We start from the raw sequence: 26,291 nt of genomic DNA, 5'->3' as shown, positions 1-26,291 counted from the left end.
CTGGTCGAGGGAGTAGACGAACCAGGAGGACTTGCCGACAGCGGTGCCGAACCCGACGGGGCGGTCCTGGGAGTGGACGAAGGACTCGAAGTCGTCGTAGACGATGGGCTCGGAGAGATCGGGGAGAGATGAGAGGGAGCGAGCAAGGAGAAGGAGCGAGTGGCGCCCGAGCCGTGCGGAGCGGCGGGCGATGGTCGTGGGGGAGCAGAGAAGGGAGCGTGCGAGCTGGCGGAAGGCGGAGCCTGCGTTGAGCCCCGAGGCGACGGGGGTGGAGAGGGCGGGGCGCCTGAGGTAGTAGGAGAAGGCGAAGGTCTGGAGCGAGAAGGTGCGCTCGCAGGCGAGGCAGAGGAAGCGGGGGATACGTCGGCGGTCCGAGAGGCGCTGGAACGAGCCGTGGCGCTGGAAGTGGAAGGGAACGCTGGGGCCGGGACGGTGAGCAGAGCACCTGGGCCAGGGGCAGTGAGGGGGAGTGAATCGGGAGGGGGTCACCCGCTCGAGAGGAACGGTGGGCCAGCGCATGGGGGGCGGGGAAGGCAACGGTCGTGCCGCCCGTAAGAGACACAGTCCACACGAGCAGGTCCGGAAGCAGTGTTCACCGGCGAACGCGGTCGAGGGCGAAGCGTATCGCTGAGTACAGATCCGTGGGACGTGACCCGGAGAGATCCAACAATCTCGGGGTCACTTTGGGGTTTCAGTTATTCCGGGATGTCCTCAGGGTTGAACGCGCTATGGCCGATGAACTCGAGGTAGTCGTCGACCTCGCCGCTGGAGGCCTCGCTGCGGTCGTCGCGGTGGAGAAAGGCGTCGACCTCGGCCTTCAGCTTGCTCGAGTCGGCGAGGGTGTCGGGGGCCGCCTCCGCGGGCTCCGTCTCCCGGGGCCTCTCGGCGCGGGGAGCGGGCGCCGCCGAAATCCGCTCCGTGAGCACACCCGGGCTCACGGGCCGCGAGACGGCAGCCCGGGAGGCCATCTGCTTCGCCCGCTCGCGGCTCATCAGGCCGAGGAATGCGTCGATGCGGAGCGGACCGCACAGCGGCGTCAGGGACCTCCGGACCTTCTCGTCGAACGCGAGGCCGCCGTCGGCCGTCATCGTGAAGCCTCCGCGCCTTCGAAGAGTCGCAGCCCGCGCGCCGCGTCCTCGTTCAGGGGATCGGACTCGAGAGCCTTGCGCCAGGCGTCCACCGCCTCGGTCCTGCGGCTGAGCCTGTAGCAGGCGTTTCCGAGGTTGGTGTACGCCGCCGAGGCGTCGCGGCCCGTGACCGCCGCGCGGCGAAACAGATCGACGGCCTCCTCGAACCGCGACCCTTCGTGCATCATGAACCCGAGATTGTTCAGCGCGGCGGCCAGATCGGGGCGGATCTGGAGCGCCCTCTCGAACGAGCCCACGGCCTCGTCGGGCCGCCCGAGGCGAGAGAGAGCGAGCCCCAGATTGTTGTGCGCCTCCGCCAGGCCGCCGTCGAGATCGACGGCGCGCCGGAACGCGGCCTCCCCCGCCTCGAAGGCGCCCCGATGGAAGAGCGCCATCCCCCGGGCGTTGCACTCGGCGGCCTCGGCCCTGGCCTCCTCCGCCGTCCGGAGGTCTTCGCGCCGCCGGTGCTCCTCGATCACGGCCGAGGCCTGCGCGAGAGTTCCCGCGGTCTCCTCGAACCGGGAGTGCAGCCTCCCGACCTCGTCGCGGAGCGCGTTGACGGGCTGCTCGAGCGCGGCGACTCCCTCGAGGAGGCGGATCCCCAGGTCGCGGCTCGCCGCGGCGCTCCGGTCTCCCAGCTCCTGGAGCTTGCGCTCGACGTCGGCGAGGCGGGCGAGCGGGGCCTCGAGAATCGTGGACAGGTCCGGGGCCGGCAGAGGAACGGCCGCGGGCGCTGCGGCCTCCGCGGCCTCGCGGCGGAGAATCGAGAATCCGGAGGCGCGAAGGGAGCAGTCCTTCGCCTCGGCGGCCCAGAAGGCGCATCCGTCCTCGATGCACTCGTGGTGCTCCCACGTCGTGGAGCCGTCCTCCCCTCGGCGCTGCTGCGACAGGATCGGGCAGATGATCATTCTCGCTCTCCCTCCGGATCGGTCGGGAATCGAAGTCGGGTCGTCGCGACGAGGCACGGAGCATCCCCGAGGATCTCGTCGGCCGCGAGCTCGAGCATGAGCCGGCGCGTCGCGGTCGAGGGGTCGGCCCCATCCGGGGTCATGCGCGCGAGGCAGACCACCGCGTCGCGCACTCTCCCCGAGCGGCTCAGGGCGTGGGCCTTAAGGATCGAGGGGGCCTCGCGCTCGAGGATCGCCGCCGCGTCGGCATAGCGCCCGCGGAGGCACGCGATGCGCGCCCTCACCTCCGCCGCGCCACCGGCCGCGCCGGCATCATCTCCGGGGCGGCTCGGCTCGAGCGACAGCGCGTCCGCGATCTTCTCCGCCGCGTCGGCGTCGCCGAGATCGAGCGCGGCGCGCAGCGCGCGCCACCGATCCGAGGCGGTCGCCACCGTCTGCGCGGCGAACCGGGCCGCGGCGATCGCCTCGGCGTGGAGCGTCGAGAGAAAGGTCTCGCGGTCACCGCTCAGCGCCTCCGCCTCGGCCGTCAGCCGGCGGCTGGCGGCCACGTCGCCGCGCCGCCGCTCGATCCGCGCGCGCAGGAGGCACATCTCCGCGCGCCGGACCGGCGCCGATCCTTCCATGCAGCGATCGAGCTCCGCGGCCGCCTCGTCGAACCTGCCGTCGCCGAAGAGGGCCCGGGCGGCGAGCCAGCCGCACCTCCCCGCGTCGCCGCCCGTGGCCGCCGCGTCGCGCGCGATCGCGGCGGCGTCGGCCGCGCGCCCCGGCATCCCCACCAGCTTCTCGGCGTCGGCCAGCGCGGTCGCGCCGTCGTGCGCGCCGAGCGCGACGCGCGCCCGCGCGATGAGGGCCTCGGCGTTCGCGGGGTCGAGGGCGACCAGCCCGTCGAGCTCCTCACGGATCTCGTCGATGTGCTCAGGGGCGATGCGGGCGGCCTCGGTCAACGCGGCCGCGGACTCCCCCGGGAGCGCGAGGTCGCGGGCCGCGGCGCCGAAGGCCAGCATCGCCCGTCCCCGGCTCGGGCCCGTCCCCGCCGCGAGGCGCCTGAGGGGATCGAGCGCCAGGTGCGGGTCCGCGCCCCTCGCGGCCGCCGCGCGGTAGGCCTCGGCGGCGCTCATGACGTTTCCCTGGCTCTCGTACAGGCGCGCTCTCGCGATGTGCGGCTCCGGGCTCTCGGGGCTGGCCCGCATCACCATCGCGAGCCCCGCGGCCGCCGGCTCGGCGAGCTTCGGCTCGTGCTCGGCGGCGGCGGCGAAGGCGGCGCTCGCCTCTCGGAACCGCTTCTTCACGAGCCACGCGTGCGCCGCGTGGTAGTGCGCGCGCGCGCACGACGGGTGGCTTCGCGTCAGCGCCTCGAGGCGCATCAGGACCTCGGTCGCGATGGATGGTGACGTCCGCAGCGCCGATCCCAGGGCGTCGCTCGCCGCCTCGACCTCGCCCTGCCCCAGGAGAATCTGGGATCGCGCGAGATCGACCTGCGGCTCCAGAGGGAACGACCGGGTGGCATACCCGAGATCCTTGAGAATCGAGGCGCCGAGCGACGGGCGGATCGACCACGCCGTCAGCAGCGCGTTGACCCCCTCGCGGGGCCGGCCGTCGAGGAGCAGCGCGCGGCCGAGCGCGAGATGGGCCGTCGGATGGCCGACGTCGATGTCGAGCACCTTGCCGAGCTTTCTCGCCGCCTCGCTCGCCGTCGTCTTGTCCTGCGACATCGCGCGCGAGTAGGCGCGCACGGCCTCCGTGAGATTGCCGTCGGCGACCCACGCGTCGCCGTTCGCCAGGTGGAGTACGGGGGACGCCGACTCGCCGCCGCGCCGGATGCCGTCGTCGATCACCTCGCGGCCACGGGCGGCGCGCCCCCCCGCGGAGAGAATCGACGCGAGCGCCACCCGCAGCTCGATGTTCTCCGGGGAGTTCCGGAGCGCGCCTTCGAGCCGGGCGAGCAGGCGCGTCGCGGACGGCGGAAGCTCGGTGGAGGAGGCGAGGATGGCCGCGGCGCCGGCGAAGTCCCCGGCCTCGAGGAGCGCCTCCCCGAGAGCGACGGCCGACTCCCCGATCATGCCGGCCGGCGAGAGGGAACGGATGGCGTCGATCACCTCGGCCGCCGCCGCGGGCGAGAACGCCGCCGCGGCGCGGAAGGCCTCCAGCGCCGCGGTCATGTCGCCCGCGCGCGCCGACATCTCGCCGATCGCGAAGCTCCCCTCCGGCGTCGCCGCGAGGGCCGGCGCCATCGTGCGGAAGGCCTCGCTCACCTCATGGCAGAGCCCTGGGCCGCTCCCGCCGATCAGCACGAGAAGGTGAAGGAGCGTCGGGTCGGGTCCCATCGTCGCATCGACCAGGGGCCTGAGAGTCTGCCACGACTCGGCGAACTCACCGCACGCGGCGTGAGCCTCGGCCGTCGCGTGCCGGATCTCCGCGGACTTCGGATCCTGCGCGAGCAGCCGCTGCAGCGAGGCGAGGGCCGAGCGGGCCGCCTCGTCCCCCGCCCGCACGCGCCGCCTCAGGAACGCGGTGGCGAGCGCGGGGTTTCCGGAGCTCGGTGCGAGCCGCTCGATGAGCCCCTCCGCCGAGGCGTGTCCCGGCCGCGCGAGCAGAAGCGTCTGGAGCCGCGACAGCGCGGTGGCGGCCCCCTGGTCGTCGAGAGAGCCGAGCCGATCGAGCATCGCCACGCAGTCGTCGAACCGGCCGTCGCGGAGGTGCTGGTCCGACAGGGCCTCGAGGACGCGGCGCTCGGCGGGGTTGTCCTCGAGAATCCGCTCGAGCCCCTCGCGCGCGCGCGCCTGGATATCCACCGCGGAGTGCATCGCCGCGGCCATGAACGCCGACGTCGCCCGCGGCAGCTTCTTCCCGCGCCGCGCCGATTCGCCGATCAGCAGCTGCAGCCGCGGGTCGTCCTTCCCGTCCGCGAGCAGCGCCTCGAGCAGGCCGCGAAGGTCGTCGAGATGGGCGTCGAGGGCGATGAGCCTCCCCGCCGCCCTCAGGAGATCCTCCAGCCGGTCCTCCCGGCGCCGCACGCGGCACAGGGCCCACAGCGCGGGGGCCGCGTCCCGTGACGTCTCCGCGATCTTCTCGATGGCCGTCGCCGCCTGCGTCGCCGTCTTCGGATCGACCTCGACCATCTGGACGTACTCTTCGAGCGCCCGCGCCTCCTCCCCGGCCCCCTGGTACACCTCGGCGAGCGCGGCGCGGAGCGGAGCGCTGCGATGGTTGCGGGCGATGATCCCCTTGAGCCGCTCCTCGACCTGCGTGACCTCCCCCGGGGAGGCGGCGAGGATCCTCCGGTACATCTCGACCGCCTTCGGGTAGTCCTGGAGCGCCTCCTCCGCGAGGGCGGCGAAGTACAGGAGGGGGACGGCGGACTTCGGGGTGGCCGCCCCCGACTTGTCGAGGAATCTCTGGAGGGTCGCGAGGCGCGACTCGAGGAGGAGCTGTAGTCCCTTGCGATCGACGCGCTCGAGCGACTCGAGCGCGGGGCCGAACTCGCGGCGCGAGACGTGGTGCTCGCCGAGCACCTCGTGCAGAGCCTGCGTCTCGTGATGGTGCGCGCGCGCCCAGTCCACGAAGTCGCAGACCCGCCGGTGCTCCCCCGGATGCGCCTTCAGGAAGCCCCGCAGGCCGTCGGCCGCCTCGCGGGACTGTCCCGACGTGACGAGGATCTGGGAGAGCTCGATGCGGAGGATCGGGTCCTCGCCCTGGGCGGCGATGGACTCCTTGAGAGCCTCCGCCGCGCTGTCGAGCCGGCCCTTCTCGGCGAATCGACGGGCGCGGGCGAGCACTTTCTCGGGCGAGGTCTCCGCCCAGAGCGCACGTAGGTTTTTACCGATCACGGGACGTGAATATACGTGGCGGAAGGTTGGATTCAACCCCTTCCGCCGGATTGTCCCGCGCGTCGGCAGGCGCCGACAACCGCGACAACCGGAACCGGGCCCGGCCCGCGTCCCTCCGGCGCGCGGCGGGAGGCGTCATCTCCCGGCGAGGATCAGGACGAGGACGCGCATGACCAGGTATGCGAGCACCAGGAGGACGAGCGCCCGGTTCTTCACGGCGAAGCGCACCACGCGATCGAGGGCGTTCTCGGGATAGGCGATGATCGGCTGACCGTCCAGATACCCGTCGACGTCCCGGGACATCTCCTCGGCGCTCGCGTAGCGGGCGGCGGGAAGGGCGGACATCGCCTTCGCGCAGACGGCGTCGAGGGCGCGCGGGACGCCGGGATCGGCCGCGCGCGGGGTGGGGGCCGGGCCCTCCGCCACGGAGCGGAGCACGGCAGCCATCGACTCCCCCTCGAAGGGCGGGCGGCCGCAGAGGAGGAAGTAGAGCAGGGCGCCGAGCGCGTAGACGTCGGTGCGCTGGTCGATGCGGTCGATCTCGCCGCGCGCCTGCTCGGGGGCCATGTACGCGGGTGTGCCGATGACGGCGCCGTGTCCCGTCGGCGCGTGGGCGTCCCGCCTGGCGTCGAGAGTCGGCGCCTCTTCGTCGGAGGCGGCGCCGGGCGCCGCTCCTTCAGCCGGCGGCGGGAGCCCCCGCGGCGCGCCGAGAATCTTGGCGACGCCCCAGTCCATGACGAGCGCCTCGCCGAACGGGCCGATCATGACGTTCTCGGGCTTGAGGTCGCGGTGGACGATGCCGCGCGCGTGCGCGAACGCCACCGCCTCGCAGATCCTCTGGAAGACGCGCAGGCGCGCCGTCCGCGGGGCCGGCTGGCGCATCCATTCGTCCAGGCGCGTCCCGCGCACGAGCTTCATCACGTAGAAGACGCGGCCATCCGCGAGCGTTCCCGCGTCGTGGATCGGGATGATGTTCGGGTGCTCGAGCCGCGCGATCAGCCGCGCCTCGGCGAGGAGCCGGGCCGACAGCTCGCCGGCGTCGTCGGGAACGCCGAGGACCTTCAGCGCCGCCTCGCGCCCGAGCTCGCGGTCCTCGACGCGGTGGACGGCCCCCATCCCTCCCCTCCCGAGCCGGCCGAGCAGCCGGTACTTCGTGCCGGTGAGATCGGGGAGATCCACGACCTCGCGCAGGTGGCGCAGGACCCCGTCGCCGAGGAAGCTCACGGCGGGTCCGTCCCGAGGAGGAACCGCGCCTCACGGCGGAACTCGTCCTCCGAGCCCGTCACCGATCGAAGCGTCTCGAGGACCAGGCGGCGGAACTCCCGGCGCGCCCACGAGAGATGGTTGGTCACGGTGGTGACGGGGAGCCCGAACCGCGCCGAGAGATCCGCGTACGACGGCCTCGGATCCGCATCGAGATCGTGCGCCTCGAAGATGCGGAAGTGGGGCTCCTTGCCACGGGCGGCGCACTCGGCCCTCAGCGCGTCGACGGCCAGGGAGAAGAGGCTCCTCACCCATTCGTCGTCGAAGCAGCGATCCATCGCGGCGGGCTCGGGAATCCCGCGCTCCCGGATCTCGCCATCGGCCGCCTCGAACTCGAGCGGAAGGAGGACGGCCTCCCCGCCGCGCTTGATGCGCCCCGCGGCCTTGTGCTCGTTCGCGAGATAGCCGTCGAGGCACACCCTGAGAAACGTGCGGAAGCGCCCCTTCGCGGCGTCGTAGGGGGCGAAGAAGTCCTTCTCCATCGCCCGCAGGAAGAATCCCTGCGTCAGGTCCTGCGCGTCCTCCGGCGAGCGCGACCACTTCAGGCGGATGTACTTGTAGACGGGCTTCCAGTAGGCGGCGACGAGCGCGTCGAAGGAGCGCGATCTCTCGTCGGCGTTCCGGCTCCTGGCGCCGACGAGCGCCGAGACCCGGGTTGTTGGGAACCCTCCGCCGGGAGACGACCTCACGGGCGCGAGCTCTCTCTCGATCCGGCGGGCCCGGGGGCCGGCCGCGGATAGGATCGCATCCGGCTTCGGAACTCGCGGAGGTCGACGATCGCGATCTCGCGCTGCATCGCCCGGACCTGCCGCCTCACCCCCACGAAGTAGAGGATCGTCCCGACGAGGGGGACGCCGACGATCTGCCTGGGAAGGTCCGCCGCGAGGCGGAGAATCCCCTCGCGCCCGGGGCCGGCGAGCCGCGACGGAAGCGATGCGTAATGCGAGGAGGCGAGGGAGGCGAGATCGAGGAAGATGTCCGCCGCGCCTCGCACTCTTCCTCCCGCCGACGTGCGCCCCGAGCGGATCTCCTCGAGGAAATCCGCCGGCGTGCGCGCCTCCGCCTCCGTCCAGGTGGTGCCCACGCGGCGCAGCGTGTGGGCGTCGCTCCCTCCGACGAACCCGACCGCACCCCGCGGGCCGTCGCGCCCCATGGCGAGCGCGGCGACGAGAGCGTTGTAGTGCCGGCCCTGGGCGCCGTTGCGGACCTCGACGGCATCGAAAAGCTCGAGAGCGCGCCGGTAGACCGACGCCTCCGGAAAGCCGACCGGCAGCTTCGAGACGAAATGGCTCAGCGCGCACGCCACGCGCTCCGCGCAGAGGTATGCCACCAGGTCCTCGGCGTTCTCCCGGAGGCGGCAGACCTCCCGGTGGCGCTCCTCGGTCAGTCCCCAGGCGCACAGGTGCACGCGGGCGCCGCTGTCGGGAAACCTGGCCTCGATCTCCTCGCCGATGACGAAATCCGGGGGGGCCCCGCGCTCGTCGATAAGCCTGAGGCACCCCTCGATCGTGTTGAGATCGGTGAGCGTGACGAGATTCATCCCGGCGCCGCGCGCGCGATCGTAGATCTCGCCCGGGCGCGCGTAGCAGTCGCGCAGGCCGGCGCGCGCGTACCGTCCCGTGTCCGAGTAATGCGAGTGGACGTGGAGATCGGCTCTCATCCTCGCGGCCCCGCGCCTCCGTCCGGAGCCGGCTCCTCGCCCGCGACCGCCGCCGAGGGATCGGGCGAGCGCCCCGCCGCCTGGCGATCGCCCCCGAGCCCGAACGCCCGCATCTTCCGGTGCAGATGGCTCCGCTCCACGCCCAGCGACTCCGCCGTGCGCGTCACGTTGCCGCCGTGCTCGCGCAGCCTCCGGCCGATGTACCACCGCTCGAACTTCTCGCGCGCGTCGCGCAGCGACCCCGGCGCCGCGAGATCCGGCCCCGTCTCGGCGGGGGGAGCGGCATGGGCGCCCCCCAGCTCCGGAGGGAGATCCGCCACCGTGATCCGGCCTCGCGGCCCCATGATCGTCATCCGCTCGACGATGTTCCGGAGCTCGCGGACGTTCCCCGGCCAGGGATGGGCCTTGATCGCCTCGACGACGTCCGGATCGACCGCCGGGACCTCGCGCCCGTAGTGGCGCGCGAACTCCGCGAGGAAGTGCCGGGCGAGGAGCGGGATGTCCGTGGGTCGCTCCCGGAGCGCCGGGACGCGCAGCGGCAGGACGTTGAGCCTGAAGTAGAGATCCTCGCGGAAGGCGCCCCTCCGGATCAGCTCGGGGAGGTCCTTGTTCGTCGCCGCGATCACGCGGACATCCACCTTGATCGCCGTCACGCCGCCGACCGGCTCGAAGGTCTGCTCCTGCAGGACGCGGAGCACCTTGGCCTGCGTCTTCAGGCTCATGTCGCCGATCTCGTCGAGGAAGAGGGTGCCCCCGTCGGCGAGCTCGAACTTTCCCTTCTTGTTCTCGCCCGCGCCGGTGAAGGCCCCCTTCACGTGCCCGAAGAGCTCGCTCTCGATCAGCTCCTCGGGAATCGCCGCGCAGTTGACCTCGACGAACGGCTCGTCGGCGCGGTCGGAGAGCGCATGGATCGTCTTCGCCACGACCTCCTTGCCCGTCCCGTTCTCGCCGAGGATCAGCACGCGGCCGTTCGTCGGCGCCGCCGACTGGATCTGCTCCGCCAGCTTCAGCATGACGTCGCTCTCGCCGATGAGGGCGGGGCGGCGGCGCAGGGATTCGCGCAGGGCGCGGTCGCGCGCCTCGAGGCGGCGGTGCTTCAGGGCGTTGCGGACCACGAGCGAGATCTTCTCGAGGCTCAGGGGCTTCTCGACGAAATCGAAGGCCCCGAGCTTCGTCGCCTTCACCGCGGTCTCCACGCTCGCGTGGCCGGAGATCATCACGACCGCGACGTCCGGGTGCACGGTCTTGATCTCCTCGAGGATCTCGAGCCCGTCCCTGCGCGGCAGCCACACGTCGAGGAGGACGAGGTGGAAGTTCGACTCGCGGAGTCTCTCCAGACCCTTCTCGCCGGTCGACACGGCCTCCACGTCGAACCCCTCGTCGCCCAGCACCTGGCTGAGCGACGAGCGGATGCCGGACTCGTCGTCGACGATCAGGATGCGCTGCGCGCTCACGTGACCCCTCCCCGCCCCGCGGTCATGACGCCGCCGGGAGCTCGATGACGAACCGCGTGCCCCTCGGGCGATTGTCCTCGACTCGGATGTAACCGTTGTGGTCCGAGACGATCCGGTTCACGATCGCCAGGCCGAGCCCCGTCCCGCGCCGCTTCGTGGAGAAGTACGGCAGGAAGAGCTTGTCCTTGTCCTCGGACGGAATGCCGGGCCCGTCGTCGGCGACCTCGATGCGCATGAGACGCTGGTCGCGGAGGTATCGCGTCCCGATCACGATGCGGCCATGGCGATCCATCGCCTCCAGCGCGTTGTCGATCAGGTTCACGAAGACCCGCTTCATCTGCTCGTGATCGAGCCGCGCGCTCGGGAGGTCTCCCGAGAACTCCCGATCGAACCGGACGTCGGCGTACGCTCCCTGGTAGAGGCCGAGCGCGGCGTCGATGATCTCGTGAAGGTCCGCGGGGATCGGGTTGACCGCCGGCATCCTGGCGAACCCCGAGAACTCGTTCACGAGCGTCTTGAGCGTCTTCACCTCGCGGACGATCGTCGCCGCCCCCTCTTCGAGGGCCGCGGCGAAGTCGGCCCCGCCTTCTCGGTGCTTCTTCAGGATCCTCTGGGCCGAGAGCTGTATCGGCGTCAGGGGGTTCTTGATCTCGTGGGCGATGCGCCGCGCGACCTCCTGCCACGCGGCGGTCTTCTGCGCCTTGATGAGCCTCGTGACGTCCTCCATCACGAGGATGACCCCCGGGGAAGGCTCCTCGCCGACCGTGGCGACGGTGACGCCGAGCGAGATCGGCTCTCCGTCCACGTTCGAGTGGATCTCCCGGAACATGGGAGCCTTCCTCGCAAGGCACTCCCCCGCCGCCTCCCCGACCTCCGCCAGCCTCCCCCGCGCGAAGAGCTCGCCGAACCGGAGGAGCCGCACGTCGAGCCCCGGGTCGATCCTCAGGATTCTGCGGGCGGCGCGGTTGATCGTCGTGACGCGCCCCTCCGCGGAAAGCGAGACGACGCCCACCGGGATGCTCTCGAGGAGCGTCTCGATGTAGCGCCGGCGATCCTCCATCTCGGCGTTCCGGGTCCGGATCTCGGCGGCGGCGCGCTCGGCCTCCTCCCGCCGTCCCTTCAGCTCGCCGGTCATCGCGTTGAACGAGTCGACCAGAATCCCCAGCTCGTCCCCGGGCCTGACGGAGACCCTGTAGTCGAGATCGCCGCCCGCCACCGCGCGCGTCCCCTCCGCGAGCATCTGGATCGGGACCGTGATCTGGCCGGCGAGATAGAAGCCGATCCACGTCGCCCCGAAGATCACGAGGAGCGTGATCAGGACGAAGACCGAGATGTACACCTGCTGGATCGCCCCCTTCTGCGCCTTGATCTGGCGGTAGTTCTCCGAGGCGCGGCTCACCGACGTGGTGAGGGCGGCGATCTCCTTGCCGACGTACGAGCCCGCGATCGCGACGCCGACGATCTCGCCGCCGGCCGCGGGGCGGATCGGCCAGCCGGCGCGGACGAGACGCCCCGAGCCGAGGTCCTCGATCCACTCGAAGGGCTCTCCGAGCATCGCTCGCTCCCGCAGGTTCTCGGGGGGCGGGGTGAGGTGATCGAGGGAGAGGAGCGGGTTCGCGGCGACGACGCCCGCCCCCTCGGCGTCGTACACCGACGCGTAGTCCAGGCGGTACTCGCGCATCTTCCCCTGGAGCGCACCCAGAAGGAGGCGGCGCTGGGTCCCCTGGAGGAGCTTCTCGCGTCCGACCACGGTCGCGAGGGTTTCGGCCAGCTTCCGGGCGCGATCCCGGTGCTCCTGGTAGAGAGCCTGGACGATCTGCTGCGACTGCGACGCGATGACGTCGACCGGGGTGTTGAACCACCGCTCGACGTTGCGCTCGATGAGGCTGATCGCCGCGACGAAGAGCAGGACCGACGGAACCAGGCACAACCCTATGAAGCTGAAGACGAGCTTCGTCCGGAAGCGCGAGCCCAGGATGTCCCGCCGTCGCTCGAGGAGGAGCTTCGCGAGGTTGCGGGTGAGAACGACCACCAGCCCGATGATCAGGACGAGATCGAGGATGCCGAGGAAGCCGAGGAGGACGGTGTTGGTGACGTACTTGAACGAGAGGTCCTCGGATCGCTGGAGGAAGGCGTACGCCGCCGTCAGGACCACGACGAGCGCGCTGATGCCGAAGAGGACCAGGCGATCGGTCTTGATGCGCTTTTCGGCCTGGCTCATCTCGGGGCCCGCAGAGGGGCGCCCGTCCGCGCGGCGGAGGCGAGGCTCACGGGCTCGGGGACGCGGGCGTGTCGGCGACGTTGAGCCGCACCCGCGCCCAGGAGGTCTCGAAATCCCACGGGATGAAGAAGAAGACGAATCGCTTCTGGACCCTGGACTTGACCCTCAGGTAGAGCGCCCGATCGCCGGCGAGGTCGGCGGGATCGCAGAGCCGCAGGCGGTCCACGCTGGTCATGAAGCGCTCCATGTCCGCCTGGCGATCCGACACGAGCGTCTCCATCATCTCCCCGTTGACGCTCCGGTTGAGGCGGTACTGCCGGGTCAGCGTGTCGAAGGTGACTGTGGACGAGATCACCTTGCGGACGACGGTCGCGTCGAACCAGGCCGGGCGGCGGTTCAGGATTTCCACGAAATGGTTGAAGGTGACCGGCAGGCCGGAGTCGATCTGGTCCCTGATCTCCCGGGTGAAGGCCCCGCTGAGCCCGAAGGAGACGAAGAGATCGTGGGCGCCATTCTCGAGCTGGATGCCGCGAATCTCCGCGCCGGCGTTCAGCGCGTCGCCGGTGCGGGCGCCCGGCGGTACCCCTGCAAGCCCCAGGATGGCCACCGCGAGGCAAGCCAGACCGCGGGCCGGCCCGCGAGAGACCCCTATCCGACGGGGAGCGCAGCCCACACGGTGCTTCCTTTTGACCCTCGAATCCAATCAGCCCCCGCCGGCGAAGTGATGCTCAAAAGACACACCATACTAGCAAAACGCCGGCGTGGATCACCAACTGGAAGGATGCGGGGGGACCTGGGCGCGGGGAGCGCGCGTCAGGCCGAGGCGACGGCGGGGCGGAGCGAGCCCGCGCTGACGCCGCTGCGAAACACGACGTCGGCGACGCTCGACTGCCGGAGCGCGTCGACGAGGTGGGAGTGCAGCGAATGCCCGGCCTTCGATGCGATGACGTGGCCGAGGACCGGCATACCGAGCAAAGCCAGATCCCCCACCAGATCGAGCACCTTGTGCCGGACGAACTCGTCCGGGAACCGGAGCCGGTTCATGGGGCCGGATTCGTCCACGACGACCGCGTTCTCGAGGCTGCCTCCGAGGGCGAGCCCGCGGGATCTGAGCGCGGCCACTTCCTTCAGGAAACAGAACGTCCGCGCGGGAGCCAGATCCTGGGCGAAGACCTGTTTCTGGATGGTCCGGGAGATGGACTGCCGTCCGATGAAGGTGCCGGGAAAGTCGATGGTGTAGGTGATGCGCAGCCTGTCGGCCGGATGGATGGCGATTTCGCGTCCATCCACCTGAATCTCGATCGGCTCGCGAACCGTCAGGTATCGACGGGGCGCGGCCTGCCGTCGAATGCCGGCCTCGCGAATCAGATACATGAAGGGGGCCGCGGACCCATCCATGATCGGGACCTCAGGTCCATCGAGGTCGATGCTCGCGTTGTCGACCCCCATCACACGAAGCGCGGCCAGAAGGTGCTCGACGGTTGAGACCGTGAACCCCTTGCCGGAGAGCGTCGTCGCGTGATCGGCTCTCACCACCCTTGCCCTCTTGAGCCGCAACACATCAGTCGAAAGATCCCGGCGCACGAACGAGATGCCCGCATCACGCCGCGCGGGATGCACACGAAGACGTACAGGTTGACCCGAGTGCAGCCCGATTCCCGAACATTCGAAGGAGCGCTTCAATGTGCGCTGCTGGATCAAGATGTAGGTTCTCCGGTGGAGGCCGATCGGACGCTCGCGCGACCGTCGTGCGACCGGAGTACAGCACGGGCCGTGCCACCTGATCCATCTCGTCCCCGGCAACGCAACTGATTGATTCTAAAGATCTCATTCGGCGCATCGTCGGGATAGCAGGGCCGCCGTTTCTTTTTCGTTACTTCATCGCCACATCGACTGTGTCGATCACACAACACTCTGATTCGTTTCACCTCATTTCATTTTTTTCGTTGACGGTGCCTCGTTCCGTGGGTACTATCCGTCGATTTCTCTTTTGGGGTCAACACTTGGGAAGATCGATCCACCAGCCGATCCCGTTCGCGCGCATCTCCCCTCGTTCCAGTTCCAGGGCCGAACGACGCCGACAGGCGACCGAATGGATCCGCTCAGGGGTCGAGCTGGAAGCCGCGGGCGAGGCCGCTGAGGCGGTCGAGTCGTTCGCGCGGGCCACCGAGGTGGATCCGACGCTCGGCGTCGCGTGGCAGAGGCTCGGCCTGGCCGCAGACGCCACCGGAGACGCCGATCGCGCGCGCGCCGCGCTCCGGAAGGCGGTCGCCCTGACCGGCGAGGGCGACGATGGGTGGCTCGACATGGGGAACGCGCTCGTCGGGCTCGGTGAGACCGGCCTCGCGGTCCGGGCGTACCGGAACGTGACCAGGGACGTTCCGACCGACGTCCGCGGCTGGTTCAACCTCGGATTCGCTCTCTGTCAGTCCGGCCGGCGTGACGAGGCGCGAGGAGCCTACCGCGAGGCGTTGCGATTGAATCCTTCGGACGGCGCCAGCTGGTACAACATCGGCAACACCTACCTCGACGGCGGGGAATGGGAGCGCGCAGCCGCCTGCTATCACGAGGCGGTCTCTCTCGAGCCGACCGACACCGACATCTGGAACAATCTTGCGACGACCCGGGTGATGCAGGGAAGGCTTCTCGAGGCGGTGAACTGCTACCTGCGCTGCCTGGAGATCGACTCGAGATCCGCCTCCACCTGGAATGCCGTCGGGTCGGTCTGGGCGCGGCTCGGCGATGATCGCCAGGCGGTCGAATGCTTCCGCGCCGCGGTTCGCATCGATGAGGAGACCGCGACGTACCTCCTGAACCGGGCCATGGCGTACGCCCGCCTCGGGGCACGAGACGACGCGGCCGCCGATCTCGACCGGGCCCTCGAGCTGAACCCGCTGCTCCACGAGCTGGCCGCGGAGCTGCCGGCGCTGCGCGACCTGCTTTCTTGACACGTTCGGCACGCATGGCTCAACATGGCCGACGCCGCTCTCGCGGCACGCCTTGCGTCCGCAAGCACAACACCCGAGCACGGTGACCACTCCATGGCAGACGACGCCAAGCAAACGATCGACCGTTACGTCGCATCCACGCTGAGAGCTCGCACGGCGGAATCGACGGCCGCCGCGTCCGCGGCGCGCGACGAGATCCTGGCGGCCGTCGCCCGGCTGGAGGCGGCGCTCTCGGCAGCGGGCGAGGAATTCTCCCTTCCGGCGGAGCTCATGCCGGCTCCGGCCCCCGTTCCGGCGCCGGCGCCGCCGCCGGCGGCCGAGGTGGGGCTCACGTCGCACGTCCTCACGGCGCAGCGGGAGCTTCTCGCGGCAACGGATCAGGTCGGGCTGTTGACCCAGCTCCTTCTGGTGTCCACCGTCTCATGCTCCCGTGTGGCTTTCTTCATCGTGAAGAAGGACTCCCTCGCCGGATGGGCGGCGCGCGGCTTCGAGCGCGCGCAGGACGCGGACGTCCGGGGCCTTTCCATTCCATTCGGCGACGACACGATCGTGGGCGCGGCCTGCAGCTCGGGACAGACCGTGCGCGGACGCGCCGGCGATCACCCGAAGGATTCCCAGTTCCTGTCGCGACTCGGCGGTGAGATGCCCCGGGACGCGATGGCCGTTCCGATCTGGATCCGCGACAAGGTCGCGGCGGTTCTGTACGGCGACTGCGGGAAGGACGAGCAGATTCTCGACCCCGAGGTCCCCGAGATCCTCGCCGTTCATGCGGGGCTCTGCCTCGAGACGCTGGCGACGCGGCAGAAGGCCCCGCGGCCGAAGGGGACCGATGCCTCGGGGCCGCAGCCCCAGGCGCAGCCCTCGGCGGCGGCTCCCGCGCCGTCCATGTCGGCCTCCGGCCCCATCTCGATGACGGGGACGACGCCCGCCGTGCCGGAAAAGTCGGCGCTGACGGCCTCCACCCCGTCGGCATCCGCCTCGACGGCTTCCGCCTCGACGGCTTCCATGATGAGCGGCGGCTCGCGTCCCGCCAGCCCGAGCGCACCCGCGCCTCAGCCGGCCCCGGTGGCCGCTCCGGTGCCGCCTCCTCCCGCGCCACCGCAGGCGCCCGCGATGTCGCTCGACCACCTTCCCGACGAGGAGCGAAAGCTTCACGAGGAGGCGCGGCGATTCGCCCGGCTTCTCGTGAGCGAGATCGTCCTGTACAACGAGCGGCAGGTCGAGGAGGGGCGCCGCCAGAAGGATCTCTACGAGCGCCTCAGGGAGGACATCGACAGGAGCCGCGGCATGTACGATCAGCGGGTGAACGCGAGGGTCCGGGCGGCGACGAATTACTTCCTGCAGGAGCTCGTCCGGACGCTCGCCAACGGCGACGAAAGCGCGATCCGCGTCCCGTGGGCCTGAGGCCCGACCTCAAGGCCGATCTCTCGCTCCTCGCGCTCAGCGCCCTCTGGGGCGGAACGTTCGTCGTCGTCAAGCGCGCCCTCGTGGACGCCTCCCCTTTCGCGTTTCTCGCCGTGCGGTTCGGCATCGCGACGCTCGCGCTCGGCCTCGTCTTCCGCCGGGACGCCTTTCCGATCCGTCGGGACACGGCGCGCGCGGGCGCGTGGCTCGGGCTCCTGCTCGGCTCGGGCTTCGCCCTTCAGACCCTCGGCCTCACGCACACCACCGCGACACGCTCGGCGTTCCTGACAGGCCTCTCCGTCGCCGTCGTCCCGCTCCTCGCGGCGATGATCGGGCGCGGGGGCCTGACGCCCGGGTCGCTCGCCGGCGCGGCGATGGCGGTGGCCGGGCTTCGACTCGTCACGCTCCCCGCCGCGGGAGTCGAAACGGGAGGCTTCGGCGTCGGGGAGGTGCTCACGGTCCTCTGCGCCATCATCTTCGCGGCGCACATCGTCGGCGTGGACATCGCCGCCCGGCGCCACGAGGTCCGGAGCCTCGTCTTCCACCAGATCACCGCCGCGTTCCTCGTCTGCGCTCCGCTCGCGCTCTTCGCCGAGTCCACGCGGTTCACGCTCACCCCCGCGCTCGCCTCAGCGCTGCTCGTGACCGGCCTCGGGGGGACGGCGCTCGCGTTCGTCGTGCAGAACGCATTCCAGCCCGACACCACGGCGTCGCGCGCGGCGATCATCTTCGCCACCGAGCCGATGTTCGCCGCGCTCACCGCGTACGTCGTCGACGGAGAGAAGCCGACCGCGCGCTTCACCCTCGGGGCGGCGCTCATCGCCGGGGCGATGGTGGCGCCCCGGATCCCGCTCGGCCGGCGCCGGCGGGAGGTCTCCGCGGGATGACGGCGCCGCTCCTCGTCGCCGGCGTCGCCGCCCTGATCGCCGGAGAGGCCTTCTTCGCGCTCTCCGAGGTCGCCCTCGTCTCGGCGAACCGGGCGCGGCTGCGCGTCCGGGCCGACGCGGGCTCGGGCGCCGCGGCCTGCGCCCTCGGCATGCTGGCCCACCCGGAGACACTCCTCGCGACCACCCTCACGGGAACGAACCTCTGCGTCGTCTGCGCCTCGTTCACGGCGAACGAGGTGGCGGCGCGCGGGCTGGGCGATGCGCGCTCCGCCTGGGCGATCGTCGCTCTCGCACCGTTCATGCTGGTCTTCGGCGAGATCCTGCCGAAGGCTCTGGCGCGGAGGCACGCCGACTCGCTGGCGTCGCTCGTCGCCTATCCCGTGCGCGGCGCGATGACCCTGCTGGCCCCCGCGGTCGCGGTCGCCGGCGGGCTCTCCCGCCGCCTCGTCGCCTCGGTCGAGACGCCGGGGGCCAGGCATCCGTTCGTCACGCGCGAGGAGCTCCGCGCGCTGCTGCGCGCGGAGCGGCGCGCCGCCCTCGATCCGGAGGAGGCGCGGATGATCCACCGCCTGCTCGGCATGGCGGCCTCGAAGGTGCGCGAGGTGATGACGCCCCTCCCGGACGTCGTCTCGATCGAGGCGGGCTCCAGCGTGGCGGCGGCCTGCGAGACGATTCGCCGCGTGGGGTATTCCCGCCTGCCGGTGTACCAGGAGCGCACCGACAACATCGTCGGCGTCGTCCACGCGCTCGACATCGTGACGAGCGGCGCCACGGGCGCCGGGGTCGCCTCGGTGCTCCGCCGCCCCTTCTACGTCCCCGAGTCGGCGCGCCTGAACCAGATCCTCGACGAGTTCCGCCGCCGCGGCCAGGAGATGGCGATCGTCGTCGACGAGTTCGGCGCCTCGTGCGGGATCGTCACCTTCGAGGACGTGCTCGAGGAGATGGTCGGAGACATCCTCGACGAGTTCGATCGCCCCCATCGCGACGATCTCCAGCGCGAGCCGTCGGGGGATCACGTCGCAGCGGGAAGCGTCCGGTTGAGCGAGCTCTCCGACCGGCTCGGCGTGTCTTTTCCCAGGGCGGGGTACGAGACCCTCGCGGGCTTCATCGCTCACAGGCTCCAGCGGATCCCGCGGACGGGCGATGCCGTCGAGTTCGAGAACCTGGTCCTGACGGTCGTCGACGCCGGAGAGCGGCGCGTCCGGAAGGTCAGGATCCGGTCGAAGCCGGGGCCATCTTCCGGCTCATCGTGAGCCCGGTCGGCCCCTGCAGCGTCGCGTGAATCCTGACGACGCCCGGCGGGCCGGGAGATCCTCCGGGGGCGGGATCAGGCTCCGTCGGGAGGGGGACCTCGATCTCCGCGTCGATCTTCACGTCCGCCGCGAGCGACGTGAAGTGGCCTTCGCGAAGGTCGAACGTCGCGTGGCCGGCGCCCCGGCCCGAGAGCTTCACCTTCATGCGCGGAGTGGCCTCGCCGGAGGCGTCGGAGGTGACGGTGCTCTCCGTGTCGAACCGGGCCTCCCCCTCCCCCGCGCTCTTCAGCGTGAAGACGATCTTCGAGGCGACGGGAATCCGCCCCGCCATCGGCAGCCCCGGCACCGCTCCCCTGGAGACGACCTCGAAGGTGTCGCCCGGTCGCAGCGTCCGCTCCGGACGGGGCGGCAGCGCCTGCATGACGCGATCGGCCGTGTCCGGCGGAAGCCCCGGCGCCCCCTTCGCGGAGCCGGGATCGAGCTCCACGGCCCGGCCGTCGGGGCTCAGCCGCCCGCTCCACGACGGTGAGGCCGCCAGCGCCTCCCGGGCGCCCGGGATCTCGATCGTCTGGCCGGCCAGGGTCATCTCCATGACGCCGCCTGACAGCGTGAGCTCGACGGGCAGACCGCGATCCGCGGCGGGCTCGCCCGTTCGAAGGATCGTCCTGAGCTCGGTCCTCTGGCTCGCGTCGCCGAGGAGCGCCCGCATCATCGCGGCGGCCTCCTCGGGGAGCCCCTCCATCGTCACGTGCGTCGCCAGCGTCGCGCGCATCGTCCCCTCGTACACCGCTCCCGGGCGGAGCGCGTAGCGGAGACTCACTCCGTCGGCCGCGGCGGCCGGCGCGGCGGCCGGCGCCAGAAGGCACGCGAGCCCCGCGAGGACCGCGGCGATCGGTCGCGCCGGCTGGCGCGTCGAGGCGCTCATGGAATCCGGATCCTCCCGGTGAGCACCGTCACGGCCGTTCCGTGAATCGAGATGTTCTTCACGGAGGGCGGGGCCGCGCCGAGATCGGCGTCGAGCTCCACCTCGATGCGGCATCTCCTGCCCAGGAAGTCCCCCTGCTCGGCGGTGTAGCCGATCCTCCCGCCGGCGGCTCGGTGGAACTTTCGGATGGGACGCGTCGGCTCGTCGTCCCCACCCCCTGCCGTCCCCGCCCGCGATCCCGCCGCGCCCGAGAAGTAACCGGCGCGCGCGAGCCAGGCGGCGACGGGCCCCTGGGCCGAGCCGGTGCCCGGATCCTCGGCGAGGCCCGCGGCCGGAGCGAACATGCGAAGGTGGACCGCCGAGAGAGGCTCGGTCGTGTGCGTCGTGACGACGATGACGCCGTCCGCGCCCCCCGGAAGGGGAATCCGGCGAAGCGCCGTGACGTCGGGCTTGAGATCCTTGAGCGCCCTGAGGTGTCCCACCGGCAGGAGGACGTACTCGCCGCACTGGATCGGCGGCGCCTCGCGGGCCACCGCATCGGTCGCGAGCCCGAGCGCCGCGCGCACCGCGCCGGTGTCCTGCCATTCGGTGACGTGCGGGTCGGGAAGCCCCATCCGGACGAGCGCCGGCGCGCCCGGGCGGAGATCGACTTCGACCGGGAGGATCCCAGCCCGCGTCTCGACCCGCAGGCGGCGCGTCCCCTCCCCCGCGAGCCCCCACGACCCTTCCTCGGCGGCGACGTGGAACGACGCGATCGTGGCGTGCCCGCACAGGCTCACCTCGACCGCCGGCGTGAACCAGCGGATGCGGAGATCAGCCCCCGGCTTCGAGGCCGGGAGGAGGAAGGCCGTCTCCGAGACGTTCATCTCCCGGGCGATGCTCAGCATCTGCGCGTCGCTGAGATCCTCCCCGCCGCGCGTCACGACGCCCGCCGGGTTCCCCTGAAACGCGACGGCGGTGAAGGCATCGACCCTGGCGATCGCGAGATCCCGAGCCATCAGCGACCCTCCTTCCCCGCGGTCGCTGCGCGCGCCGCGGCCTCGCGCCGCCGCTTCGATCGCCGAAGCCTGAGGCGTGTCCTCGTGGTGACGATGAGCTTGCGGATCAGCCGGCTCTCCGGCGCAAGAAGAAGCAGGCCGGGCAGCGCGAACATCCACCCCTGGATCACGGGGAGGAGCACGCCGATGATGCCGAGCACGAGCAGGAGGATCCCCGCGACGAGGCGGATCACCCGCAGCACGGGGTGCGGGTGGGCGAGGCGCTTTTTCACGCCAGCATCTCGCGGACGAGGCGCCCGCGGAAGAGCATCCTCACCTCGCCCGCGAGCGTCGCCTCGAGACGGCCCGAGCTCCGCGACACGACCACGCGGCTCTCGAGCCCCTCGCGATTGCGGCAGACGATCGGAGAGCCGGGGATGCCGAGGAGGTCGCACGCGACGGCCACCGAGATGCTGCCGCTGCCGCTGCTCAGCGTCTCGGCCTCGACCCCTCGCTCGAAGAACCTCACGTCGCAGCGCCCCTCCCCGCGGGGCGTGAAGTAGTCCACGTTCGCCCCTTCGGCGCCGAGCCGCGGATGAGATCTGAGCTGGGGGGCCGAGTCGAGGACCCCCGCGGCGAAGGCGTCGTCGACCCGGACGACGAAGTGGGGGACCCCCGCCTTCACGCGCACTCCGTCGAAGGACCGGCCGCCCGCGTCGAGGGTGAGCCGCGTGGGCTCCGCCGCGCCCAGCGGGAGCGTGAACCAGGGGGGCTCGGCGACGCCATCGGCGGCGAGAACCCCGGCGCCGGTCTCCACCCGCATCGCGCGGGGGAAGGAGCCGGTCCGGGAGGCCCATCGCGCGACACACCGCAGGCCGTTGCCGCAGAGATCCGCGCGCCCCCCGTCGCGGTTGTAGTAGACCATCTTCAGGTCCGCTGAATCCGACGGCTCGATGAAGATCATCCCGTCGGCCCCGACGCCGAGCCCCCGGTGGCAGACGCGCCGCACGAGGTCGCCGAGATCCCCCGAGAACCTGCCGTTCCGGTTGTCGATGAGGACGAAGTCGTTCCCCCCGCCGGTCACCTTCTGGAACGGCGCCCCCTCGGCGGCCCGGATCAGCGCCTCGCTCACGACCGGACTCACGGCAGGATCTCCTCCGCAGGCTCGGACCACCCGCTCTCGTTGGGGCTCGCGGCCCCGTCGACGGCCGAGACGACGTAAGTGTACCGCGTTCCGCGGCGGACGTCGGTGTCCGCGTACGTCGTGGCGGGGATCGGTGTGGCGGTGAGCAGCCGGAACGGCTCGCGGGGCCCGTCGCTCCGGTAGACGAGGTAGCCCGCGATGTCGAGCTCGGGTCCGGGAGTCCAGAAGAGGCGGATCAGCTTGTCCTCGGCCGCCGCCGCGAGGCCCACGGGCCGGGCCGGAGGGAAGACATCGATGCGCGTCGCCGAGGCTGTCGCCGAGGCGCTCTCGCACCGGTTGGGCTCATCGGCGCGCCCGAACCGGATCTCGTACCGGTACTCGGCGCCGATCTCGGCCGTCTCGTCGAGGAACGTGGTGGTCCCCGCCGGCAGCGTCCGGTACGGCTTCTCGCCGAACTCCGCGGCGGGGGCCGCGCGGTAGATCTGCACTGGCGGTGCTCCCTTCTCCGCGGCCGGCCACCAGACGAGGATCCCGGTGGGGGCCGGCCGGGCTTCCGCGCGCGCCGGGGGGGCGGGGGCCGCGCAGAGCGTGATCGCGATCGGCCCGGCGGGCGCGCTGCGCCAGCGCTTCCCCTCCTGCACCTCCACCACGAAGGAGACGCGCCGCCCCGAGAGGCCTTCCTTCCCCGCGAGCTCCGGAAGGCCGAGGCTCGCGAGATGAATCGGGATCTCGAGCCGATCGCCGGCGGCATAGCCGGGCCATTCGTCGCGCGGAACGACCCACGAGGTCGATCCGGGGCGCTGGGACGGCGGGCGCTGCTTGACCCGCCTCCCCTCCTGGCGGCCCGGGCGCGCGGCGGCCTCGGGAAGCAGCGTGACGCGGAGCTGCACGGGCTGCTCGAACGGCTCCCCGTCGGTGCGCTCCTTCGGCGGCGCCAGGCTCACGACGACCTCGTCGCCGCGCTGCAGGAGGCGAAGGCCCTGGGCGGGCTTCGGGCGGATCCACTGCGGGGGCTTGGGGAGGCCCTTCTTCCCGCACGCCGCGGAGGCCGCGAGCGCGAGCACGGCGAGGGCGAGAAGGGCTTCGCTTCGGCGCGCGATCACAGGATGTACTTGCTGAGGTCCTGGTCCTTCACGATGTCCGCGAGCATCCGGTGGACGTACGCGGCGTCGATCACCTGGGTCTTCGACGGGAGATCGGCCCCCTCGAAGAGGATGTCGTCGAGGAGCTTCTCCATGATCGTGTGAAGACGTCGCGCGCCGATGTTCTCCATCCGGTCGTTCACCGTCGCGGCGTAGTCGGCGACGGCGCCGACCGCCTCGGGGGTGAAGCGCAGCTCGACCCCTTCGATGTCCATGAGGGCCGTGTACTGCTTGACGAGGGAGCTCTCCGGCTGCGTGAGGATGCGGATGAAATCGTCGCGCGTCAGCGCATCGAGCTCCACGCGGATGGGAAATCTCCCCTGCAGCTCCGGGATGAGGTCCGAGGGCTTGCTGACGTGGAAGGCCCCCGAGGCGATGAACAGGATGTGATCGGTCCGCACCATCCCGTGCTTCGTGCTGACCGTCGTCCCCTCGATGATCGGGAGGAGATCGCGCTGAACCCCCTCGCGGGAGACGTCGGGGCCCTGGCTCCCCTCGCGGCCTGCGATCTTGTCGATCTCGTCCAGGAAGATGATCCCCGACTGCTCGACGCGGCGGAGCGCGATCTTCGCGACCTCGTCCTGATCGACCAGCCGGTCTTCTTCCTCCCGCAGGAAGTGCTCGCGCGCCTCCTCGACCGTCATGCGGCGCGTCTTCGTTTTCCCCGGGAAGAGGCCGGGCATCATCGACTGGAGGTTGATGTTCATCTCCTCCATCCCCGCGTTCGAGAAAATCTTGAGCCCCTGGTTCGGGCGCTCCCGGACGTCCACCTCGATGACGCGGTCGTCGAGGAGCCCTTTCTTCAGCTCGTCGCGCAGCCTCTCGCGCGCCTCGACCATCTCGGCCGGAGTCGCCGCGCCGTCCCCGTCCTTCGGGGTGAGCTCGGACAGCAGGCGCTCCTCGACGCGCGCCCGGGCGCGCTGGCGGATCTCCCCCACCTTCTCCTGCCGGACCATGTCGACGGCCAACTCGGTGATGTCGCGGACCATCGATTCGACGTCGCGCCCGACGTACCCGACCTCGGTGAACTTGGACGCCTCGATCTTGAGGAACGGCGAGCGCGTGAGGCGCGCGAGACGGCGCGCGATCTCGGTCTTCCCGACGCCGGTCGGCCCGATCATGATGATGTTCTTCGGGGCGATCTCCTCGGCGAGCTCCGGCGCGAGCCGCTGGCGGCGGATGCGGTTCCGGAGCGCGATCGCGACGGCGCGCTTGGCGCGGGACTGGCCGACGATGTGCTTGTCGAGCTCCTGGACGATGGCGCGCGGCGTGAGGCCCGCGTCGGTCACCTCGGGAGCGGCGAGCGTCTTCATAGCTCCTCGACGGAGATGTTGTCGTTGGTGTAGATGTCCATCGTGCCGGCGATCTTCATCGCCTCGCGGGCGATCTCCGCGGCGGGCAGCGCCGTGTGACGGAGCATCGCGCGCGCCGCGGCGAGCGCGTAGCCCCCTCCCGAGCCGATCGCCGCGACGCCGTCGTCGGGCTCGATGAGGTCGCCCGTCCCCGAGAGGATGTAGACGTGGTCGGTGTTGGCCGCGATGAGGAGCGCCTCGAGCCTCCGGAGGGCGCGGTCGAGGCGCCAGTCCTTCACCAGCTCGACCGCCGCCCGCTCCAGATTCCCTCGATGCTCCTCGAGCTTGGCCTCGAAGCGGGAGAAGAGGGCGAAGGCGTCGGCCGCGGAGCCCGCGAACCCGGTCAGGACGGAGTCGCGGTGGATCTTCCGCACCTTGCGGGCGCCGTGCTTGAAGACGACGTTCTGGACGGTCACCTGCCCGTCGCCCGCGATCGCGGTCCGGCCGTCGCGGCGAACCGCGAGGACCGTCGTGCTCCGGATGTCCAGCCGTTTGACCATGGAAGTGCGGCGAGTCTAGCACTTCGCTGTTGCCTTCCCGAGGCTTGGGAGTATCATTCAACGGTCGTTCTGGGGGGAATGGTCATGCGAGTCCCTGTCTATTTCGCCTCCGCCCTCTGCCTCCTTCTCCTGGCCCTCGCACCGGCTGCCGCCATCAACGCGGGCCACGTCCAGGGGCGCATCTTCGACGATTCCGGCCACCCCATCCGCGGCGCCGTCGTCACCATCAGCGGCGACCGGGCCGTCGGGGTCTGGGACTGCGAGACCGACGAGAGCGGCTTCTACCGGATCGCGGGACTCCCCGCCACGACCGAGCTGAAGCTGAAGGTCGTCGCCCCCGAGCGCGCCACCGTCGAGCGCAGCGGCTACTCCGTCCGCGCCGACGAGACGGTGCACCTCAACTTCCGGCTGAGGCCGAAGGGGGTCTACGCCACCCTCGTCATCACCGATCCGCGCGTCCCGTACCACAAGACCGCGCTCGCCGGCGCGCGAGAGACCCTCCCCGCGGGAGTGCGCGTCTTCGAGGCGACCGAGCGCACTCCGGACGTCGTGCGCCGCCTGAACCGCGCCCTCGGCGCGCGCCCCGACGGCGTGCTGGCGATCGGATCGCTCGCGGCCCATCTCGCCCGCGAGACGATCTTCGACATCCCGGTCGTCTACACGATGGTCCTCGATCCCGAGAAAGAGGATCTCAAGGCCGACAACATGTGCGGCGTGCAGTCGAACGGAGCCTTCTCCGAGCAGCTCGACGTCCTCGAGCGGATGGCGCCGAAGGCGAAGCGGATCGGCACGCTCTTCGATCCCTCCCGCCTCGACGGCGTGGTGAGGCAGCTCCGCACCGAGGCCGAGGACGCGGGGTTCTCCCTCGAGGTGCGAGCGGTCCACGAGCGCGGCGACGTGAAGGAGCGCCTGCGGTCGCTCGCAGACTCCGGCATCGACGCGTTCATCCTTCTCCTCGACCCGGGCCTCTTCACGATGGACGTCTTCAGCGAAGTGCGCGCTTTCACGCAAGAGCGGGGCATCATCTTTATTGTTCCCGACGGCGCCATGGTCCGGTCGGGGGCGACCTTCTCGTACGCCCCGGGCTTCCGCGAGCTGGGCGCCTACGCGGGCCGGCTCCTGACGAACGTCCTGAAGCGCGAGGCGACCGTGGCGGACATCGGCGTCATCTTCCCGAGGACCCGTTACTTCGCGGTGAACCCGGTCGACGTCGAGCGCTTCGGGCTCACGGTCCCGCCGAACGTGAACCCCGCGGCTCTCGAGATGCCCCGCACGATCGTGAGCCCCGAGAACTGATCC

The 26,291-nt window shown here is 71.1% G+C and carries 23 protein-coding genes; 5 read left to right on the top strand and 18 right to left on the bottom strand.

Features of this window, described 5'->3' with window-relative positions:
- The 11 genes from HY049_20000 to HY049_19950 form a co-directional block, all read right to left on the bottom strand.
- Window positions 1–489, bottom strand: a 489-nt coding sequence (locus tag HY049_20000) for a hypothetical protein (GenBank protein MBI3451183.1), incomplete at its 3' end; no start/stop codon positions are given.
- 206 nt (window positions 490–695) lie between these two features.
- The gene (locus tag HY049_19995; protein MBI3451182.1) at window positions 696–1,088 is read right to left on the bottom strand and encodes a hypothetical protein; all 393 of its coding nucleotides are present in this window, start codon (window positions 1,086–1,088) and stop codon (window positions 696–698) included.
- Complete coding sequence (locus HY049_19990; protein MBI3451181.1) at window positions 1,085–2,035, bottom strand: tetratricopeptide repeat protein; 951 nt, start codon at window positions 2,033–2,035, stop codon at window positions 1,085–1,087. The genes HY049_19995 and HY049_19990 overlap by 4 nt, the downstream gene beginning before the upstream one ends.
- A complete protein-coding gene (locus HY049_19985) occupies window positions 2,032–5,811 on the bottom strand; it encodes a tetratricopeptide repeat protein (protein ID MBI3451180.1) in 3,780 nt (1,259 codons plus the stop codon). The genes HY049_19990 and HY049_19985 overlap by 4 nt, the downstream gene beginning before the upstream one ends.
- Window positions 5,812–5,997: 186 nt before the next feature.
- Complete coding sequence (locus HY049_19980) at window positions 5,998–7,086, bottom strand: serine/threonine protein kinase (GenBank protein ID MBI3451179.1); 1,089 nt, start codon at window positions 7,084–7,086, stop codon at window positions 5,998–6,000.
- On the bottom strand, window positions 7,083–7,814 hold the full coding sequence (locus HY049_19975; protein MBI3451178.1) for a sigma-70 family RNA polymerase sigma factor: 732 nt from the start codon (window positions 7,812–7,814) through the stop codon (window positions 7,083–7,085). The genes HY049_19980 and HY049_19975 overlap by 4 nt, the downstream gene beginning before the upstream one ends.
- Window positions 7,811–8,785: a PHP domain-containing protein gene (locus HY049_19970; protein ID MBI3451177.1), complete on the bottom strand. Its 975-nt coding sequence runs from the start codon at window positions 8,783–8,785 to the stop codon at window positions 7,811–7,813. The genes HY049_19975 and HY049_19970 overlap by 4 nt, the downstream gene beginning before the upstream one ends.
- Complete coding sequence (locus HY049_19965; GenBank protein ID MBI3451176.1) at window positions 8,782–10,239, bottom strand: sigma-54-dependent Fis family transcriptional regulator; 1,458 nt, start codon at window positions 10,237–10,239, stop codon at window positions 8,782–8,784. The genes HY049_19970 and HY049_19965 overlap by 4 nt, the downstream gene beginning before the upstream one ends.
- Before the next feature lie 22 nt (window positions 10,240–10,261).
- Window positions 10,262–12,460: a HAMP domain-containing protein gene (locus HY049_19960; GenBank protein MBI3451175.1), complete on the bottom strand. Its 2,199-nt coding sequence runs from the start codon at window positions 12,458–12,460 to the stop codon at window positions 10,262–10,264.
- A gap of 46 nt (window positions 12,461–12,506) precedes the next feature.
- On the bottom strand, window positions 12,507–13,067 hold the full coding sequence (locus HY049_19955) for a DUF4390 domain-containing protein (protein MBI3451174.1): 561 nt from the start codon (window positions 13,065–13,067) through the stop codon (window positions 12,507–12,509).
- A gap of 206 nt (window positions 13,068–13,273) precedes the next feature.
- Window positions 13,274–14,161 (bottom strand): UDP-3-O-acyl-N-acetylglucosamine deacetylase, encoded by an 888-nt coding sequence (locus HY049_19950; protein MBI3451173.1) that lies wholly within the window; start codon window positions 14,159–14,161, stop codon window positions 13,274–13,276.
- 302 nt (window positions 14,162–14,463) lie between these two features.
- On the opposite strand from HY049_19950, the gene HY049_19945 reads away from it, so the two are divergent.
- The 4 genes from HY049_19945 to HY049_19930 all read left to right on the top strand — a co-directional run bounded on the left by HY049_19945 (window position 14,464) and on the right by HY049_19930 (window position 18,952).
- Entirely contained in the window at window positions 14,464–15,408 is a 945-nt protein-coding gene (locus tag HY049_19945; GenBank protein MBI3451172.1) for a tetratricopeptide repeat protein, read from the top strand.
- A 93-nt stretch (window positions 15,409–15,501) separates the two neighbouring features.
- A complete protein-coding gene (locus HY049_19940) occupies window positions 15,502–16,812 on the top strand; it encodes a hypothetical protein (GenBank protein ID MBI3451171.1) in 1,311 nt (436 codons plus the stop codon).
- Window positions 16,803–17,699 carry a DMT family transporter gene (locus tag HY049_19935; GenBank protein MBI3451170.1) on the top strand — a complete coding sequence of 299 codons (897 nt, stop codon included), beginning with the start codon at window positions 16,803–16,805 and terminating at the stop codon, window positions 17,697–17,699. Before HY049_19940 ends, HY049_19935 begins: the two co-directional genes overlap by 10 nt.
- Window positions 17,696–18,952: an HlyC/CorC family transporter gene (locus tag HY049_19930; protein ID MBI3451169.1), complete on the top strand. Its 1,257-nt coding sequence runs from the start codon at window positions 17,696–17,698 to the stop codon at window positions 18,950–18,952. The genes HY049_19935 and HY049_19930 overlap by 4 nt, the downstream gene beginning before the upstream one ends.
- Here the strand turns inward: HY049_19930 and HY049_19925 are convergent.
- The 7 genes from HY049_19925 to hslV are packed head-to-tail and all read right to left on the bottom strand — an operon-like array spanning window position 18,909 to window position 24,992.
- Window positions 18,909–19,877, bottom strand: coding sequence for a hypothetical protein (locus tag HY049_19925; protein ID MBI3451168.1), 969 nt, complete (start codon window positions 19,875–19,877; stop codon window positions 18,909–18,911). The genes HY049_19930 and HY049_19925 overlap by 44 nt on opposite strands.
- A complete protein-coding gene (locus tag HY049_19920) occupies window positions 19,874–20,875 on the bottom strand; it encodes a PhzF family phenazine biosynthesis protein (protein ID MBI3451167.1) in 1,002 nt (333 codons plus the stop codon). The genes HY049_19925 and HY049_19920 overlap by 4 nt, the downstream gene beginning before the upstream one ends.
- Entirely contained in the window at window positions 20,875–21,147 is a 273-nt protein-coding gene (locus HY049_19915) for a hypothetical protein (GenBank protein ID MBI3451166.1), read from the bottom strand. Before HY049_19915 ends, HY049_19920 begins: the two co-directional genes overlap by 1 nt.
- The gene (dapF, locus tag HY049_19910) at window positions 21,144–21,998 is read right to left on the bottom strand and encodes a diaminopimelate epimerase (protein ID MBI3451165.1); all 855 of its coding nucleotides are present in this window, start codon (window positions 21,996–21,998) and stop codon (window positions 21,144–21,146) included. Before dapF ends, HY049_19915 begins: the two co-directional genes overlap by 4 nt.
- On the bottom strand, window positions 21,995–23,101 hold the full coding sequence (locus tag HY049_19905; protein ID MBI3451164.1) for a fibronectin type III domain-containing protein: 1,107 nt from the start codon (window positions 23,099–23,101) through the stop codon (window positions 21,995–21,997). The genes dapF and HY049_19905 overlap by 4 nt, the downstream gene beginning before the upstream one ends.
- A complete protein-coding gene (gene hslU / locus HY049_19900) occupies window positions 23,098–24,453 on the bottom strand; it encodes an ATP-dependent protease ATPase subunit HslU (GenBank protein ID MBI3451163.1) in 1,356 nt (451 codons plus the stop codon). Before hslU ends, HY049_19905 begins: the two co-directional genes overlap by 4 nt.
- Window positions 24,450–24,992 (bottom strand): ATP-dependent protease subunit HslV, encoded by a 543-nt coding sequence (hslV, locus tag HY049_19895; protein ID MBI3451162.1) that lies wholly within the window; start codon window positions 24,990–24,992, stop codon window positions 24,450–24,452. Before hslV ends, hslU begins: the two co-directional genes overlap by 4 nt.
- Window positions 24,993–25,076: 84 nt before the next feature.
- Between hslV and HY049_19890 the strand changes: the two genes are divergently transcribed.
- The gene (locus tag HY049_19890; GenBank protein MBI3451161.1) at window positions 25,077–26,288 is read left to right on the top strand and encodes a carboxypeptidase regulatory-like domain-containing protein; all 1,212 of its coding nucleotides are present in this window, start codon (window positions 25,077–25,079) and stop codon (window positions 26,286–26,288) included.
- Window positions 26,289–26,291: the final 3 nt, after the last annotated feature.

This window comes from Acidobacteriota bacterium (assembly GCA_016195325.1).
GTDB lineage: Bacteria > Acidobacteriota > Polarisedimenticolia > JACPZX01 > JACPZX01 > JACPZX01.
Note: the sequence above shows the minus strand (reverse complement) of the source record. Positions and strands in the feature narration are given on the sequence as shown.